Annotated in this window: 16 protein-coding genes and 1 tRNA gene; 12 read left to right on the top strand and 5 right to left on the bottom strand. The window is 57.4% G+C overall.

The window, feature by feature from the left end; all coding sequences use genetic code 11:
• The first annotated feature begins 301 nt into the window (after positions 1 to 301).
• From MKS11_RS01390 to MKS11_RS01380, 3 genes are read left to right on the top strand one after another with little or no spacing between them, the layout of a single operon-like run.
• Positions 302 to 1,288 (top strand): TRAP transporter substrate-binding protein, encoded by a 987-nt coding sequence (locus MKS11_RS01390; protein WP_087770932.1) that lies wholly within the window; start codon positions 302 to 304, stop codon positions 1,286 to 1,288.
• A gap of 46 nt (positions 1,289 to 1,334) precedes the next feature.
• Positions 1,335 to 1,844, top strand: coding sequence for a TRAP transporter small permease (locus tag MKS11_RS01385; RefSeq protein WP_004205188.1), 510 nt, complete (start codon positions 1,335 to 1,337; stop codon positions 1,842 to 1,844).
• On the top strand, positions 1,837 to 3,138 hold the full coding sequence (locus tag MKS11_RS01380) for a TRAP transporter large permease (RefSeq protein WP_087770933.1): 1,302 nt from the start codon (positions 1,837 to 1,839) through the stop codon (positions 3,136 to 3,138). Before MKS11_RS01385 ends, MKS11_RS01380 begins: the two co-directional genes overlap by 8 nt.
• 47 nt (positions 3,139 to 3,185) lie before the next feature.
• On the opposite strand, the gene MKS11_RS01375 is transcribed toward MKS11_RS01380, so the two are convergent.
• Genes MKS11_RS01375 through trmB form a run of 3 tightly spaced genes read right to left on the bottom strand, consistent with a single transcriptional unit; the run spans position 3,186 to position 5,001 of the window.
• Positions 3,186 to 3,905 carry a DUF2884 domain-containing protein gene (locus MKS11_RS01375; RefSeq protein WP_004205190.1) on the bottom strand — a complete coding sequence of 240 codons (720 nt, stop codon included), beginning with the start codon at positions 3,903 to 3,905 and terminating at the stop codon, positions 3,186 to 3,188.
• A 50-nt stretch (positions 3,906 to 3,955) separates the two neighbouring features.
• The gene (locus MKS11_RS01370) at positions 3,956 to 4,282 is read right to left on the bottom strand and encodes a YggL family protein (RefSeq protein ID WP_002916620.1); all 327 of its coding nucleotides are present in this window, start codon (positions 4,280 to 4,282) and stop codon (positions 3,956 to 3,958) included.
• Positions 4,282 to 5,001 carry a tRNA (guanosine(46)-N7)-methyltransferase TrmB gene (gene trmB, locus MKS11_RS01365; RefSeq protein WP_004205192.1) on the bottom strand — a complete coding sequence of 240 codons (720 nt, stop codon included), beginning with the start codon at positions 4,999 to 5,001 and terminating at the stop codon, positions 4,282 to 4,284. Before trmB ends, MKS11_RS01370 begins: the two co-directional genes overlap by 1 nt.
• A gap of 136 nt (positions 5,002 to 5,137) precedes the next feature.
• Here trmB and mutY point away from each other — a divergent pair, with 136 nt between their 5' ends.
• From mutY to MKS11_RS01345, 4 genes are all read left to right on the top strand, one after another.
• On the top strand, positions 5,138 to 6,196 hold the full coding sequence (gene mutY / locus MKS11_RS01360) for an A/G-specific adenine glycosylase (protein ID WP_017899765.1): 1,059 nt from the start codon (positions 5,138 to 5,140) through the stop codon (positions 6,194 to 6,196).
• A gap of 27 nt (positions 6,197 to 6,223) precedes the next feature.
• Positions 6,224 to 6,499 carry an oxidative damage protection protein gene (locus MKS11_RS01355; RefSeq protein ID WP_004105744.1) on the top strand — a complete coding sequence of 92 codons (276 nt, stop codon included), beginning with the start codon at positions 6,224 to 6,226 and terminating at the stop codon, positions 6,497 to 6,499.
• 48 nt (positions 6,500 to 6,547) lie between these two features.
• Positions 6,548 to 7,630, top strand: coding sequence for a membrane-bound lytic murein transglycosylase MltC (gene mltC / locus MKS11_RS01350; protein WP_002916629.1), 1,083 nt, complete (start codon positions 6,548 to 6,550; stop codon positions 7,628 to 7,630).
• A 190-nt stretch (positions 7,631 to 7,820) separates the two neighbouring features.
• The gene (locus MKS11_RS01345; RefSeq protein WP_023319141.1) at positions 7,821 to 9,074 is read left to right on the top strand and encodes a nucleoside permease; all 1,254 of its coding nucleotides are present in this window, start codon (positions 7,821 to 7,823) and stop codon (positions 9,072 to 9,074) included.
• A 42-nt stretch (positions 9,075 to 9,116) separates the two neighbouring features.
• Here MKS11_RS01345 and MKS11_RS01340 read toward each other — a convergent pair whose 3' ends face one another.
• Positions 9,117 to 11,255: an ornithine decarboxylase gene (locus tag MKS11_RS01340; RefSeq protein ID WP_004900586.1), complete on the bottom strand. Its 2,139-nt coding sequence runs from the start codon at positions 11,253 to 11,255 to the stop codon at positions 9,117 to 9,119.
• Positions 11,256 to 11,674: 419 nt separating this feature from the next.
• Here MKS11_RS01340 and MKS11_RS01335 point away from each other — a divergent pair, with 419 nt between their 5' ends.
• The 4 genes from MKS11_RS01335 to MKS11_RS01320 all read left to right on the top strand — a co-directional run bounded on the left by MKS11_RS01335 (position 11,675) and on the right by MKS11_RS01320 (position 15,664).
• Positions 11,675 to 12,388 carry a DUF554 domain-containing protein gene (locus MKS11_RS01335; RefSeq protein ID WP_004205197.1) on the top strand — a complete coding sequence of 238 codons (714 nt, stop codon included), beginning with the start codon at positions 11,675 to 11,677 and terminating at the stop codon, positions 12,386 to 12,388.
• 105 nt (positions 12,389 to 12,493) lie between these two features.
• Positions 12,494 to 12,569, top strand: a tRNA-Phe gene (locus MKS11_RS01330).
• Between the two features lie 559 nt (positions 12,570 to 13,128).
• Positions 13,129 to 14,505, top strand: a complete 1,377-nt coding sequence (locus tag MKS11_RS01325; RefSeq protein ID WP_074194133.1) for a cystathionine beta-synthase — start codon at positions 13,129 to 13,131, stop codon at positions 14,503 to 14,505.
• A 10-nt stretch (positions 14,506 to 14,515) separates the two neighbouring features.
• On the top strand, positions 14,516 to 15,664 hold the full coding sequence (locus MKS11_RS01320) for a PLP-dependent aspartate aminotransferase family protein (RefSeq protein WP_284109353.1): 1,149 nt from the start codon (positions 14,516 to 14,518) through the stop codon (positions 15,662 to 15,664).
• Here the strand turns inward: MKS11_RS01320 and MKS11_RS01315 are convergent, their stop codons facing one another.
• On the bottom strand, positions 15,665 to 16,576 hold the full coding sequence (locus MKS11_RS01315) for a LysR family transcriptional regulator (protein WP_053809955.1): 912 nt from the start codon (positions 16,574 to 16,576) through the stop codon (positions 15,665 to 15,667).
• Between the two features lie 97 nt (positions 16,577 to 16,673).
• On the opposite strand from MKS11_RS01315, the gene MKS11_RS01310 reads away from it, so the two are divergent.
• Positions 16,674 to 17,276, top strand: a complete 603-nt coding sequence (locus MKS11_RS01310) for a short chain dehydrogenase (RefSeq protein ID WP_087770935.1) — start codon at positions 16,674 to 16,676, stop codon at positions 17,274 to 17,276.
• Positions 17,277 to 17,290: the final 14 nt, after the last annotated feature.

The raw sequence follows: 17,290 nt of genomic DNA, 5'->3' as shown, positions 1-17,290 counted from the left end.
TCGTCATCCCATTCCCGGCAGCAATATTTCGGGAATGGGAATCACTCGATTCCTCCGCCATATATACCTCATTACATCCGTTCCATTGTTATTAAATATTTAACCCTAAAATTAATTCGCATTAATTAATACAATCCAAATATCAATTCTTCAATAAGACCGGTTATTTCACCATCTCATTACCAGAAAGTGTGAGTCAGGCAACTTAAAGATGTACGACAACAAAGATAATATGTCATACAGAAATAAAGCATGATGCTTAAGATATTGACCCATTACCCCAAGTGCATGGAGCCAACTCATGAAAAAATATCCTTTTTCTCGTTCTCTGGTAGGTATAGTTTTACTGGCCCTACTCTCTGCAGGTGCCGTCGCGGCTGAAAAAATAATATTAAAACTGGCGCATAACCTTGAGCGCAGCCATGTGGTGCATCAGGCGTTTGAGGAGATGTCCAAAGAGGTAAACCAGCTTTCTGACGGTAAGATGAAGATTCGCACCTACCCCAGTAGTCAGATGGGCAGCGCGCGCGAGACCATGGAGTTATTACAAAATGGCGCGCTGGATATGACCAAAGGTTCCGCCAGCGATCTGGAATCTTTCGATAATATTTACGCCATATATAATTTACCATTCTTGTTTAACGACCAGAACCACTTCAATAACGTGGTCTTCGGCGAGGTGGGTAAAGAAATAATGAACTCGACGAAAGAGAAAGGATTTTTTGCCCTTTCCGCTTATGTCGCCGGGACGCGAAGTTTTTATGCAAAAAAGCCCATCACCAGGCCGGAAGATTTAAAAGGACTGAAGATCCGCGTTCAGGCCAGTCCGACAACGTTAAAAATGGTCGAATTAATGGGCGGTTCCCCAACCCCCATCTCCTTTGGTGAAGTTTATACCGCCATGCAGCAGGGGGTGGTGGACGGCGCGGAGAATAACGTTCCCTCCTGGGTGCAGACGCGCCATATCGAAATCGCGAAAGTATTCTCTGAAGATGAGCATGCCTCCATCCCTGATTTCCTCGTTATCTCCAGTAAAACCTGGGACAAGCTGACGCCGGATCAGCAACAAATCCTGATCAAAGCGGCGAAAGCGTCAGAGGTTTATCAGCAACAGCTGTGGCGGAAAATCGACGCCGATACCCGCGCGCAGGCCAAAGCCATGGGGGGCGAAATTATCAAAGTGGATAAAGCGCCGTTCCGCGCCGCCGTGCAGCCGCTATTCGATGACTTTAAAAAAGATCCTGCTCAGGCCGCCCTGCTGGCCAAATTTGAAGCTGCCGCGGAATAACCATTAACGGGCCAGCCGCTGGCCCGTCTTCACCAGGAAATCAACGATGATACTTAACCGCATCAAGCTGGCGGTGGACCGCACCATCGCCGCCTTCTCTGTCGCTGTTATGATTGCGCTGGTTGTCTGCGTCGTCTGGCAGGTATTCAGCCGCTACGTGCTTAACCAGCCAAGCACCCTGACCGATGAGCTGGCGCGCTTCTTAATGATCTGGGTCGGGCTACTGGGCGCGGCCTACACCGTCGGCGCCCAGCGTCACCTGGCGATTGATTTACTCACCATGACGCTCTCTCCCCGCAGGCAGGCGCTGTTCAGCGTCATTATTAACCTGCTGATCCTGCTGTTTGCCGGCGCAGTGATTGTGACCGGCGGCGTAAAACTGATTGCAAAAACGCTGTCGACCGCCCAGGTCTCAGCCGCGATGCAGATCCCCATGGGCTACGTGTATCTGATCCTGCCGCTCACCGGCATCATGATGATGTTTTACGCATTGTGTTTTATCAATAACGGCCTGAAAAACATGAAACATGCAGAAGAAGGAGCAACTCATGGATAGCGCTATAGCACTGACGCTGTTTGGCGTTTTCTTTATTCTGGTTTTTATCGGCGTTCCCATCTCCTTCGCCATCGGTATTGCTACCGTTGGCTCGATGCTGCTGATGTTTCCCTGGGATATCGCGGTGATAACCGTGTCTCAACGCCTGGCGAACGGGCTTGATAACTTCGCGCTGCTGGCCATCCCCTTTTTTATCTTTGCCGGAACCCTGATGAACAGCGGCGGGATTGCAATACGCTTAATCAATCTGGCGCAGGTGATGGTTGGGCGAGTGCCCGGATCGCTGGGGCACGTTAACGTGCTGGCCAATATGATGTTCGGCTCGATTTCCGGTTCAGCCGTCGCGGCCGCCGCGGCGGTAGGCGGGACGCTGAATCCCATTCAGAGGCAAAAAGGCTACGATCCGACCTTTTCCACAGCGGTAAACGTCTCATCCTGCATCACGGGTCTGCTTATTCCGCCGTCAAACGTGCTGATCGTCTTTTCCCTGACAGCCGGCGGCGTCTCGGTCGCCTCGCTGTTTATGGCCGGTTATCTGCCGGGCATTCTGATGGGTCTGTCCATCATGCTGGTCTGCGGTTGCATCGCTAAACGCCGCGGCTATCCGGTTTCCGAACGGCCGACCTGTGCCCAGGCGGCAAAGGCTTTTTCCGACGCCCTACCCAGCCTGCTGCTGGTCATTATTGTGATGGGCGGGATCCTCGGCGGTATTTTCACCGCCACTGAGGCGTCCGCCATCGCCGTGGTCTACACCTTTATTCTCTCGGTGCTGATCTATCGTGAAGTCAAATGGCGCGATCTGCCGCAGCTGATTCTGGAGTCGGTGGTGATGACCTCTATCGTTCTGCTGCTGATTGGCTTTTCGGTCGGCATGTCGTGGGCGATGACCAATGCCGATATTCCCTACATGATAAGCGATGCGCTAATGGGGGTGTCGGAAAACCCGGTGGTGATCCTGCTGCTGATTAACATTGTGCTGCTAATCGTCGGCATTTTTATGGATATGACCCCAGCGGTGCTGATTTTCACGCCGATATTTCTGCCCATTGCTGAGGATTTGGGCATGAACCCGGTTCATTTCGGCATCATGATGGTCGCTAACCTGTGCATCGGCCTGCTGACCCCGCCGGTTGGCAGCGCGCTGTTTGTCGGCTGCTCCATTTCAGGGGTGAAAATTCAGCAGCTCATCAAACCGTTGCTGCCGTTCTACGCCGCCCTGCTGATCGCGCTGATGATGATTGTTTATATCCCGCCGATCTCGCTGTTTATTCCACAGCTGCTAGGGCTGATGTGATCGCCTGAGCGTCGTCGCTACCTGCGGGCGCAGGTAGCGAAATCAAGCTATTTTAACGAGCCAACCAGCGCTTTGCGGCTGTCCTCAAGGGAGACCACCCGGCTGCAGACGTCTTTACCAAACTGCTGGAAATCGGCCTCCTGGTTTTTCCACTCATCCTGGATAGCGGTTTGCAGACCGCCGAGGCTACCGAGAATGCCCTGCAGCGGGTTGCCGCCGCCTTTGAGCACCGCTTTCGCCCCCATCTCGTTAATGCTGTCCTGCAAAATGCCGCCCATCGCCTGATTTACCAGCTGCTGGCCGTCGGCGCGCACCTGGTCGATGGCTTTATAGTGGAAGGTCAGGCCATCGCTGCGGCGCTCAATGATGCGGTTCATCTGTTCTTTCAGCTGCGCGTCCAGCTTGGTCAGACGACCGTGCATACTGCTATTGGCGCCGACCTGTTCGGTAATGATTTTATCTAGCGCCTTGCGGCCTTTTTCGACTCGCGAACGCGCGCCTTCGTCAATCCACGGCAGGCTGCTACGCAGACTGGCCTGGTAATCCTGCGCCTGTTCGCGCTGGGCGGCGCTGAGCGCATAAGCCTTGCCGTTAAAGGTCAGGTTGCCGTCCGGTTTGATCACCAGATTGCCGTTTTCCCCTTTCACCTGTACCTGCTGAGGGGTGAGGATCACATCGTCACGCGGCGTGACGCTACACTGGTAGTCCGCATGGGCAGACAAAGCGGTGACGGAGAGCGCCACCGCCAGCAGCGTTTTACGCATCATAAAACTCCCTTAAGACAAAACGGGCCGGCAGTTGCCGACCCTTGTCAAACTTAGTCCCACCAGACGTCAAAAAGTTCGCTGGTGCGCACATCCTCTAACTTACGCGCTTCCAGCCATTTGCGCACGATGGCCTGATGCTCTTCGGTGCATTTACCGATCTCCTGCATGCAGATCAGCCCCTCCCAGGAGAGATAGCCGCTGCCGTCAAAGGCCAGCTTGTTCGGCTCAATCACCTCTTCGATCAGATCGTTGACCGTCTGGTCGATCTGCTCTTCACTGGTCCCTTCCGGGAAACGCCAGGCGACGGAGAAGCCTAACTCCTGAAACTCGTCGATATGCATTTTTTTACGCAGACGACGGCTACGATTCTTGGCCATTATTTCACCCTCTCGAACATTAAGTCCCATACGCCGTGGCCGAGACGATGGCCACGCTGTTCAAATTTGGTTACCGGGCGCGATTCCGGGCGCGGTACGTAATCGTTGCTTGCCGACTGGTTACGATATCCTTCCAGCGAGGACATCACTTCCAGCATATGGACGGCATAGGCTTCCCAGTCGGTCGCCATATGGAAGACGCCGCCGAGCTTCAGTTTACTTTTCACCAGCTCGGCGAAAGGCGGCTGTACGATACGACGTTTATTATGGCGCGCTTTATGCCACGGGTCAGGGAAAAACAGCTGCACCATATTCAGCGAGTTATCCGGAATCATAGTGTGCAGCACTTCCACCGCATCGTGACACATCACGCGCAGGTTTTGCACACCTTCTTCTTCGGCCGAGGCCAGACAGGCGCCGACGCCCGGGGAGTGCACTTCGATGCCGAGGAAATTCTGTTCCGGTTTGGCTTTTGCCATCGCCACCAGCGAGGCGCCCATCCCGAAGCCAATTTCGAGGGTGACCGGCGCTTCGCGGCCAAACAGGGCGGCGAAATCGAGCGGCGCATCGTTGAATTCAACGCCCATCACCGGCCAAATGTTATCCAGCGCATGCTGCTGCCCTTTCGTCAGGCGGCCCTGGCGACGGACGAAGCTACGAATACGGCGCAGCGGGCGACCGTTTTCATCGAATTCCGGAGAAATGACGTCGTTTTTCATAAAAGTTTGGTCTGCTTGTGAATGTGTTCGGAAAACGGGCATTATCCAAAGTTACCCGGCGGATGCAAGGGTTTACAGCCACTCGCCCTTATGCTGCAATCTGCCCCCCTGTAATCGCGATCCCGGAGCCGTAGCTTTGACTTTTCTCGCCACGCAATTTTCAGCCCAGGTCCTGGACTGGTACGACAAATACGGGCGTAAAACCCTGCCCTGGCAAATCGCCAAGACGCCCTACAAAGTATGGCTCTCCGAAGTGATGTTGCAACAAACCCAGGTGACCACGGTTATCCCCTATTTTGAACGCTTTATGGCGCGTTTCCCTACGGTGGTCGATCTCGCCAACGCGCCGCTGGATGAAGTGCTGCATCTGTGGACCGGACTGGGTTATTACGCGCGGGCGCGCAACTTACACAAAGCGGCGCAGCAGGTGGCGACGCAGCACGGCGGCGAATTCCCGCAGACTTTTGACGAAGTGGCGGCGCTTCCCGGCGTCGGGCGCTCAACGGCGGGGGCCATTTTATCGCTTTCGCTCGGTCAGCATTATCCGATTCTCGACGGCAACGTGAAGCGCGTACTCGCCCGCTGCTATGCTGTCAGCGGCTGGCCGGGGAAAAAAGAGGTGGAAAAACGGCTGTGGGAGATCAGCGAAGCGGTCACGCCGGCGAAGGGCGTGGAGCGCTTTAACCAGGCGATGATGGATCTCGGGGCGATGGTTTGCACCCGCTCGAAGCCGAAGTGCGAACTGTGCCCGCTGAGCAACGGCTGCGTGGCCTACGCCAATCATTCATGGGCAGAATATCCGGGCAAAAAACCGAAGCAGACCATTCCGGAACGCACCGGCTATTTTCTGCTGATGCAGCACGGTGACGAGGTGTTTCTCGCCCAACGTCCGCCGGTGGGTCTGTGGGGCGGATTGTTCTGTTTTCCGCAGTTTGCCGACGAAGCGGGCCTGCGCGAGTGGCTGGCACAGCGCCAGATTAAGGCCGATAATCTGACGCAGCTCACCGCTTTTCGCCACACTTTCAGCCATTTCCACCTGGATATTGTGCCGATGTGGCTTACAGTGCACTCATCTGGCGCATGCATGGATGAAGGCAACGCACTCTGGTATAACTTAGCGCAGCCGCCGTCGGTCGGTCTGGCGGCTCCCGTGGAGCGTTTGTTGCAACAGTTAAAAGCCGGAACGCCGGTATAAATTTTCGGCTATCAAAGAGGATTGATTATGAGCAGAACCATTTTTTGTACCTTCCTGCAGCGTGAAGCGGACGGCCAGGATTTTCAGCTGTATCCGGGCGAACTCGGGAAGCGCATTTACAACGAAATCTCCAAAGAAGCCTGGGCGCAGTGGCAGCACAAGCAGACCATGCTGATCAACGAGAAAAAGCTCAGCATGATGAACCCGGAGCACCGCAAGCTGCTGGAGCAGGAGATGGTGCAGTTCCTGTTCGAAGGGAAAGACGTGCACATCGAAGGCTATACGCCGCCGGAAAAACAGTAAGGGCCCTGCGGCCTTTTAAAAACAAACACAACACGCACGCCCGGAATGATGAAAAAATACTTAGCGCTCGCGCTGATTGCGCCGTTGCTCGTTTCGTGTTCCAGCTCCAATAAAAAAGGCGCCGAATACAACGAGGCCTGGGTCAAGGATACCAACGGTTTTGATATCCTGATGGGCCAGTTTGCCCACAACATCGAGAACATTTGGGGGTACAACGAAGTCCTGCTCGCCGGGCCGAAGGACTACGTCAAATACACCGACCAGTATCAAACCCGCAGCCACATCAACTTCGATGAAGGGACGATCACCGTCGAGACCATCGCCGGCACCGATCCGCGCGGACGACTGCGCCAGGCGATCGTCAAAACCCTGCTGATGGGCGATGACCCCAACTCCATCGACCTCTATTCCGATGTCGATGACATTCAGATCTCCAAAGAGCCGTTCCTCTATGGCCAGGTGGTGGATAACACCGGGGCATCGATTCGTTGGGAGTGGCGCGCCGCGCGCTTTGCCGACTATCTGCTGCAAACCCGCCTGAAGAGCCGCAACAACGGCCTGCGCGTGGTCTACAGCATCACCATCAACCTGGTGCCGAACCACCTCGACAAACGTGCGCATAAATACCTCGGCATGGTGCGTCAGGCCTCGCGTAAGTACGGGGTTGATGAGTCGCTGATCCTCGCGATTATGCAGACCGAATCCTCCTTTAACCCTTATGCGGTCAGCCATGCCGACGCCATGGGGCTGATGCAGGTAGTCCAGCACAGCGCCGGAAGAGACGTCTTCCGTTCCCAGGGTAAATCGGGCCTGCCAAGCCGTAGCTATCTGTTCGACCCGGCGAATAACATTGACACCGGTACTGCCTACCTGGCGATGCTGAACAATGTCTACCTTGCTGGCATCGATAACCCCACCTCGCGTCGCTACGCGGTGATCACCGCCTATAACGGCGGCGCCGGCAGCGTGCTGCGGGTCTTCTCCAGCGATAAAGTCCAGGCGGCCAATATCATCAACAGCATGGCGCCAGGTGACGTCTACCAGACGCTGACCACCCGTCATCCGTCGGCGGAATCGCGCCGCTATCTGTATAAAGTTAACACGGCGCAGAAAAGCTACCGCCGTAAATAACCCCCTCCTGACACCGGCCTCTGCCACGCGCTGAGGCCGCTTTTTTTCTGCGCCATACTGTGGAATATCTTTCGGTTTTCTGCGGCAGTTAACAGAAGCCTTCAGCTGGTGAATGATAGAATCGCATCAAAATAACGGGATTAATGTTATTTTAAAAACATAACAAGCCCACATTCGTGAGGATAACTACATGAATCTTAAGCTGCAGCTCAAAATACTGTCGTTCCTGCAGTTCTGCCTTTGGGGGAGCTGGCTCACCACGCTTGGCTCATACATGTTTGTCACGCTGAAGTTTGATGGCGCGGCTATCGGCGCAGTATATAGCTCGCTCGGTATCGCCGCGGTGTTGATGCCGACGCTGCTCGGCATCGTCGCCGATAAGTGGATCAGCGCCAAATGGGTGTATGCCGCTTGCCATCTGGTGGGCGCGCTGACGCTGTATCTGGCGGCGCAGGTCACCACGCCGGGCGAGATGTTCCTTGTGATCCTCCTCAACTCGCTGGCCTATATGCCGACGCTGGGGCTGATTAACACCATCTCTTACTACCGCCTGCAGTCGGCGGGGCTGGATATCGTCACCGATTTCCCGCCGATCCGGATCTGGGGCACCATCGGCTTTATCTTCGCCATGTGGGGCGTCAGCTTCTCCGGCTTCGAACTGAGCCATATGCAGCTGTACATTGGCGCGACGCTGTCGGTCCTGCTGACGCTGTTCACCCTGACGCTGCCGACGATCCCGGTGGCTAACGCCCAGCGTAATCAAAGCTGGACGGAGATGCTGGGGCTTAACGCTTTTGCGCTGTTTAAAAACAAGCGCATGGCAATCTTCTTTATCTTCTCGATGATGCTAGGCGCCGAGCTGCAAATCACCAACATGTTCGGTAATACCTTCCTGCACAGCTTCGATAAAGATCCGCTGTTTGCCGGCAGCTTTATCGTCGAACACGCCTCGGTGCTGATGTCGATCTCGCAGATCTCCGAGACGCTGTTTATCCTGACCATTCCGTTCTTCCTCAGCCGCTACGGCATTAAGAACGTGATGCTTATCAGTATCGTGGCGTGGATGCTGCGCTTCGGCCTGTTCGCCTTCGGCGATCCGACACCGTTCGGCACCGTGCTGCTGGTGCTGTCGATGATCGTCTACGGCTGCGCTTTCGACTTCTTCAACATCTCTGGTTCAGTGTTCGTGGAGAAAGAGGTGCGTCCGGAAATCCGCGCTAGCGCCCAGGGCATGTTCCTGATGATGACCAACGGCTTCGGCTGTATCCTCGGTGGCATGGTGAGCGGCAAAGTGGTGGAGCACTTTACCGTCGAAGGGATCACTAACTGGCAGAGCGTGTGGCTGATTTTCGCCGGCTATTCGCTGGTGCTGGCTTTTGCCTTCGTGGCGCTGTTCAAATACAAACACGTCAGACAACCGACCGCCGCGCAGCAGAGCGCGTGATCGTCAAAAGCAAAACGCCCCGCCGGTTCAGCGGGGCATTTTTTATCCCTTCAGCACGTAGCCATACAGCCGCTTAATGCCGTCCGGATCCGTCTCGCTATATACCCCCTGCAGCTCCGGCGAGAAGCCCGGCAGCATATTAACCCCCTCCTCCAGCGCGAGGAAATAGCGCAGTACAGCGCCACCCCAGACCTCACCGGGCACCACGCATAATACCCCCGGCGGATACGGCAGCGCCCCTTCCGCCGCGACGCGGCCCTCCGCCTCGCTCAGACGCACCAGCTCCACGTCGCCGCGGATAAATTCGCGGTTGGCATCCTGGGGATTCATCACCACCCGCGGGAAGCTCCGTTTACGGAACATCTCTTTTTGCAGGCTCTTCACGTCAAAGCTGACGTACAGATCGTGCATCTCCTGGCACAGTTCGCGCAGGGTATAGTCGCGATAACGCACCGGGTATTTGTTATAGATGGTCGGCAACACATCGGCCAGCGGCGTATCCGCTTCAATATGCTGTTCAAACTGCCCCAGCATCGCCACCAGCTGCGCCATTTTTTCGGCGCTTTCCGCCGGCGTCAGCAGGAACAGAATCGAGTTGAGATCGCACTTCTCCGGCACGATGCCGTTTTCCCGCAGGTAATGCGCCAGAATGGTCGCCGGGATGCCGAACTCACTGTACTCCCCGCTCTCCGCGTCGATGCCCGGGGTGGTCAACAACAGCTTGCACGGGTCGACAAAATACTGGTCGTCGGCATAGCCCTCGAAGCCATGCCAGCGCGCGCCCGGTTCGAAGCTGAAGAAACGGCGCTCCCGGGCGATCGCCTCAGTCGGGTGATCCTGCCACGGGCGCCCCGCCACTATCGGCGGAATAAAAGGCTGGATCATCTTGCAATTGGCGATGATCGCTTTGCGCGCCTCGATGCCCAGCGCCACGCATTCGGCCCACAGGCGGCGGCCGCTCTCGCCTTCGTGGATTTTGGCGTTGACGTCCAGTGCGGCGAACAGCGGATAAAACGGGCTGGTAGAGGCATGCAGCATAAAGGCGTTATTCAGCCGCTTGTGCGGACAGAAGCGCGCCTGGCCGCGCAGATGGTTATCCTTTTTATGGATCTGCGACGTCTGCGAGAAACCGGCCTGCTGCTTGTGAACGGACTGGGTGACAAAAATGCCCGGATCGTCCGGGGTCAGCTCCAGCAGCAGCGGCGAACAGTCGGCCATCATCGGGATAAACTGCTCATAGCCCACCCACGCCGAGTCGAACAGGATGTAATCGCAGAGGTGGCCGATTTTATCGACCACCTGGCGGGCGTTATAGACCGTGCCGTCATAGGTTCCGAGCTGGATCACCGCCAGACGAAACGGGCGAGAGGCCGTGGCTTTCTCTGGCGCCGCTTCGCGGATGAGATCCCGCAGGTAGCGCTCATCAAAGCAGCGCTCGTCAATACCGCCGATAAAGCCGAACGGATTGCGCGCGGCTTCAAGATAGACAGGCGTCGCTCCAGCCTGAATCAGCGCCCCGTGATGGTTTGACTTGTGGTTGTTGCGATCGAACAGCACCAGATCGCCACGGGTCAACAGCGCGTTGGTCACGACTTTGTTGGCCGCCGAGGTGCCGTTAAGGACGAAGTAGGTTTTATCCGCATTAAAGACCTTCGCGGCAAACTTCTGCGCGTGCTTGGCCGACCCTTCGTGGATCAGCAGATCGCCTAATTTTACGTCGGCGTTACACATATCGGCGCGAAAGACGTTTTCGCCAAAAAAGTCATAGAACTGGCGGCCTGCGGGATGCTTTTTGAAAAAGGCCCCGTGCTGGTGTCCCGGACAGGCAAAGGTGCTGTTATCCATTTCGACGTACTGGGTCAGCGTATTGAAAAACGGCGGCAGCAGACGCGCTTCATAATCGCAGGCCGCCGCTTCCAGCTCCAGCCACTCCTGATCTTTACCGGCGATCACCGCCTGTACCCCCTCCGGCTTATCGACCGCCGTCTCGCTCAGCAGGTAGACCGGCAGGTTAAATCCGCTACGCCTGAGGAGGGCGAGGATGCCGCTGCGACTGTCCGCCGCGGTGATGACGACTGCCGCCACATCGGTAAAATCGGTACTGTCCAGCGCCACAACGCGACGGTGGGTGGACAAGCGGGTGACCAGCTCGCAGCTGGCGGCAATGTGCATGGATTTCATAAGCGCAAATGCCCGTATCGGGAGTGTAAAAATCTCAGGCAAGGGAAACCTTGCCCAACGATGTGTCCGGGTCTGACGGATTCAGCTCCGACCGCCGGACATCAGTAAAAGCAGACGCGTCCGATCTTACTGTTGCCCTACAGTGAGCATACGTGTCCTTCACCGCATGGTGAACAGAGGGGTAAGCGTAGCAAGATGAGGCAGCCCACGCATCTGTGCGCGGCGTCGCTGGCGAGGTAATGGCAGTGTCGTCATCGGCGGCCTCATATCAGGGAGGAGAAAATTCGCGCAATCATGGCACCTTTCCCCGACAGGCGCAAGATGAAAACCGTATGCACTTATATCACGGATACACAAGCTTTCACGGCGGGTTAACGTCATAATCATTCGGTTATCAGGGATATTTAACAGGAGTCAGCGTGGTTACAGGACCTTTTATTAATGCCAGCGCGGTGCTGGTCGGCGGCGTGTTAGGCGCCTTACTCAGCCAGCGGTTGCCGGAACGGATCCGCACATCCATGACCTCAATTTTTGGTCTGGCGTCATTAGGCATCGGCATTTTACTGGTGATCAAATGCGCCAATTTGCCGGTGATGGTGCTGTCGACCCTGGTGGGAACGCTGCTCGGCGAAATTTGTAATATGGAAAAAGGGATTAATACGCTGGTCAGTCAACTCCAGCAGTTGCTGACGCCGAAGGGTAAGAAAAAAGCCTCGGCTCATGACTCCTATATTCAGAGCTATGTGGCGATTATCGTCCTGTTCTGCGCCAGCGGCACCGGCGTCTTCGGCGCCATGCGCGAAGGGATGACCGGCGACGCCAGCATTCTGATTGCCAAAGCGTTTCTCGATTTTTTCACCGCCACCATTTTCGCTTGTACCCTGGGCATTGCCGTCGCCGCCATCAGCGTACCTATGCTACTTATCCAGCTGACTCTCGCGGCCTGCGCGGCGATCATTATGCCGCTCACCACGCCGATGATGCTGGCGGATTTCAGCGCCGTCGGCGGTATGCTGCTGGTGGCCACCGGGCTGCGCATCTGCGGAATAAAAATGTTTGCCGTGGTGAATATGCTGCCTGCGCTGGTGCTGGCGATGCCGATCTCAGCGGCCTGGACGCTGTTTTTTGCCTGAAGACGCGTGCTTTTAGCGCAATGTGGTGATAGATTGTTCAGTCTGCTGCAAAACAGATAAATTTCGTTGACGAGGCGCGGCGATTACGGTTTAATGCGCCCCGTTGCCCGGATAGCTCAGTCGGTAGAGCAGGGGATTGAAAATCCCCGTGTCCTTGGTTCGATTCCGAGTCCGGGCACCACTATTTAAAGAACCCGCCTACAAGGCGGGTTTTTGCTTTTCTGTAGCCGGACTCTTCATCGAACTCCGTTCGATTATTCGCCGCGCAGCGGCTCACCCCTTCGGGGCCAGCGCGACACGCGCGCTGTTCAACGCCTGCGGCGTTAGTCCGAGTCCGGGCACCACTATTTAAAGAACCCGCCCACAAGGCGGGTTTTTGCGTTTCTGTAGCCGGACTCTTTATCGAACAACGCTAACACGTGATTCTCTGCTGCACTTTTCTCCTGGTGAGCCAGCTGCCACTTAACGGCCAGCGCAGACCGCCTCTCCCCATAGAATCTTTTCGCAAATACATTTTCAAATATCAGATAACCCGCTGATTCAAATCGCCATTCTGTCGTTAAAAGCGGCTAAAAACGCCCTTTTCTGGCAATCGATCCGCCCAGGCGGCTACCCTGCTTTCCCTCCGGATGGCTGAACAGCATCTTATATTCCATTTTGCGCTAAATGACAGAGAAATGTTCTTTAAATTACCGATTTCACAGACCTACCATGCAAAAATATCTTAAACGAGTGGGTAAATGGTTATGTCACTGTTTCATTCCGTGAGCGACCTGATCGGTCATACTCCCCTGCTCCAGTTGCACAAACTGGATACCGGGCCCTGCAGTCTGTTTTTAAAACTGGAAAATCAGAACCCGGGCGGATCAATTAAAGATCGGGTTGCGCTGTCGATGATTAACGAAGCCGAGCGCGAGGGCAAACTGGCGCCCGGCGGGACAATTATCGAAGCCACTGCCGGCAATACCGGCCTCGGCCTGGCGCTGATCGCGGCGCAGAAAAATTACCGCCTGATCCTGGTGGTGCCGGACAAAATGAGCCGCGAGAAAATCTTTCACCTGCGGGCGCTGGGCGCGACGGTGCTGCTCACCCGTTCCGACGTCAATAAAGGTCACCCGGCCTATTACCAGGATTATGCCCGCCGCCTTGCCGATGAAACGCCGGGGGCTTTTTATATCGACCAGTTTAACAACGACGCTAATCCGCTGGCGCACGCGACCTCCACCGCGCCAGAACTTTTCCAGCAGCTGGAGGGCGACATCGACGCCATCGTCGTCGGCGTTGGCTCTGGCGGCACGCTGGGCGGGCTTCAGGCCTGGTTTGCAGAACACTCGCCGAAAACGGAATTTATCCTCGCCGATCCGGCGGGCTCGATCCTTGCCGATCAGGTTGATACCGGACGCTACGGCGAAACGGGATCCTGGCTGGTCGAAGGGATTGGAGAAGATTTCATCCCGCCGCTGGCCAGGCTGGAGGGGGTGCATACCGCCTATCGCGTCAGCGACCGCGAAGCGTTCCACACCGCGCGCCAGCTGCTGCAGGTCGAGGGTGTGCTGGCCGGATCCTCCACCGGCACCCTGCTCAGCGCCGCACTGCGCTACTGCCGGGCGCAAAGCCGTCCGAAGCGGGTGGTGACCTTCGCCTGCGACAGCGGCAATAAATACCTGTCAAAAATGTTCAACGACGACTGGATGCGCCAGCAAGGGCTGATCGCCCGCCCCGAACAGGGCGATCTCAGTGATTTTATCGCCCTGCGCCATGACGAAGGCGCTACCGTCACGGCCGCGCCGGACGACACCCTGGCCGCGGTCTTTACCCGCATGCGGCTGTATGACATCTCCCAACTGCCGGTTCTGGAGGATGGCCGCGTGGTCGGCATCGTCGATGAGTGGGATTTGATCCGCCACGTACAGGGCGATCGCCAACGCTTCTCCCTGCCGGTCAGCGAAGCGATGAGCCGCCATGTTGAAACTCTCGATAAGCGTGCGCCAGAGAGCGAACTGCAGGCCATTCTCGATCGCGGTCTGGTGGCGGTGATCGCTGACAACGCGCGTTTTCTTGGCCTGGTCACCCGCAGCGATGTACTGACCGCCTGGCGTAACCGAGTAGCACAATAAGGAATTTTTTATGTCATCTATCCACACCCTGAGCGTACATAGCGGAACCTTCACCGACAGCCACGGCGCAGTGATGCCGCCTATTTATGCCACCTCCACTTTCGCTCAGCCGGCGCCGGGGCAGCATACCGGCTATGAATATTCCCGCAGCGGGAATCCTACCCGCCATGCGCTGGAGACGGCGATCGCCGACCTGGAAAACGGTACGCGCGGCTACGCGTTCGCCTCCGGGTTGGCCGCCATCGCCACCGTGCTGGAGCTGCTGGATAAGGACAGTCACCTGGTGGCGGTCGATGATGTGTATGGCGGCACTTACCGTCTGCTGGAAAACGTTCGCCGCCGTAGCGCTGGTCTGCAGGTGAGCTGGGTGAAACCCGACGACCTGGCGGGAATTGAAGCGGCGATCCGCCCCGATACGCGCATGATCTGGGTGGAAACGCCCACCAACCCGCTGCTGAAGCTGGCGGATCTCAGCGCTATCGCCGCTATCGCGCGCCGCCATAACCTGATCAGCGTCGCCGATAACACTTTCGCCTCGCGGGCGATCCATCGCCCGCTGGAGCACGGGTTTGATATTGTGGTCCACTCCGCGACTAAGTACCTCAATGGCCATTCCGATGTCGTCGCCGGCCTGGCGGTGGTCGGCGATAACGCCGCGCTCGCGGAGAAGCTTGGCTACCTGCAGAATGCGGTAGGCGGCGTACTCGACCCGTTCAGCAGCTTCCTGACGCTACGCGGCATCCGCACCCTGGCGCTGCGGATGGAGCGCCACAGCGCGAACGCGCTGCAGCTCGCCGAATGGCTGGAACAGCAGCCGGAGGTAGAGCGAGTCTGGTTCCCCTGGCTGGCCTCGCACCCGCACCATCAGCTGGCGCGCCGGCAAATGGCCCTGCCCGGCGGCATGATTTCGGTAGTGGTGAAAGGCGATGACGGTTACGCCGAACGCATCATCAGCAAGCTGCGCTGGTTCACCCTTGCGGAGAGTCTGGGCGGCGTCGAGAGCCTGGTGAGCCAGCCCTTCAGCATGACCCATGCCTCGATCCCGCTGGAGAAGCGCCTGGCGAACGGCATCACGCCGCAGCTGATCCGCCTGTCGGTCGGGATCGAAGATCCTCACGATCTGATTGCCGACTGGCAGCAGGCGCTTCGGGAGGAGTGATTATTCCGACGCGCGGGTCGTCGCCAGCGCGTCAGGCATTCCCTGCTGAAGGTGGGCGATAAACTGCGTCAACTTCGGCAGGGGCCGGCGATCCTGGCGCCAGAGCAGATGCACGGGCCTCGGCTGTGGGGTCCACGCCTCCAGCACCCGCACCAGGCTGCCGCTGGCCAGCGCATCGGCCAGCAGTACCTCCGGCTGCATCAGCAGCCCAGCCCCGGCGATCGCCGCCTGGCGCAGCGCATAGCCATCGTTACAGCGCAAAACCGCATCGCGCTTCCAGCGCACTTCCCCTTCCATGCCCGGCAGCCGCCACTCGTTGCGGGCGGTCCAGACCGTATGGGACAGGCAGAGATGATCGGCGAGATCTTCCGGCCTCCCGGGCGTTCCGTAACGCGCCAGATAAGCCGGCGCGGCGCAGATCACCATCCGATACGGCGCCAGGTAGCGAGCCACCAGATCCTCCTGATGGATCTCGCCAATGCGGATCGCCAGGTCGAACCCCTCATCCACCAGATCGACCATCCGGTTGGTCAGATCCAGTTCCACCCGGACCGCTGGCCAGGCCTGCAGAAAGGTGGCGGTCAGGGGCGCGATCACGCTGGCGCCGAACGAGGTGGGCGCGCTCACCCGCAGGGTGCCGGTGGGCGCCAGCCGCAGCCGCTCAACGGCGCTTTCGGCGATGGAGACCTGCTCCATCACCCGTTTCGCTTCGTCAAAATAGACCCGCCCGGCGTCGGTGAGGCTCTGGCGTCGGGTGTTACGCTCCAGCAGGCGCGTCGCCAGCTGGGTTTCCAGCTGGGCGATATATTTCCCGACCATCACCGCCGACAGCCCCAGGCGCGACGCCGCCCCGGTAAAGCTGCCGCACTCCACCACGGCAATAAACGTCTCCATCCCTCGCAGCTTATCCATATTGCTAACCTCTGGTTAGTAATGTTCTAACTTTTAGCCAGTTTATCCGATATCCGTTTTATTAAAGAATAGCCTCTCACCTCATCAGGAGTCTGCCATGAAAATTATCGTTATCGGTGCCAGCGGCACCATTGGTCGCGCGGTCAGCGAAGAACTGAGCCAGAGACATGACGTTATCCGCGTCGGCCGCACCCGGGGGGATTATCAGGTGGATATCACCTCGCAGGAGAGCGTCGAGGCGCTGTTTGCGCAGACCGGCGAAGTAGACGCCATCGTCTCCACCACCGGTAATCTACACTTTGGGCCGTTAAGCACCATGACCGACAGCCAGTTCAACCTCGGTCTGCAGGACAAACTGCTGGGGCAAATTCGCCTGGCGCTGGTCGGCCAGCATTTCCTGGGCGACGGCGGGTCGATTACCCTGGTCAGCGGCATTGTCGCGCAGGAGCCGATTGCTCAGGGCGTCAATGCCACGACGGTCAACGCCAGTCTGGAAGGCTTTGTGCGGGCCGCCGCCTGCGAACTGCCGCGCGGGATCCGCATCAATCTCATCAGCCCCACCGTGCTCAGCGAGTCGCTGGCGGCCTACGGCGACTTTTTCCCTGGCTTTGCCAGCGTTCCCGCCGCCGCCGTAGCACAGGCCTATCGCCGCAGCATTGAAGGGGTGCAAACCGGCCGCATCTACCCGGTCGGCTACTAGCCTGTGCCGGCCCG

The organism is Klebsiella sp. K5-45 (genome assembly GCF_030128605.1).
GTDB lineage: Bacteria > Pseudomonadota > Gammaproteobacteria > Enterobacterales > Enterobacteriaceae > Klebsiella > Klebsiella quasipneumoniae.
The sequence above is the reverse complement of the archived record's forward strand: the minus strand, read 5'-3'. Positions and strand labels throughout refer to the sequence as shown.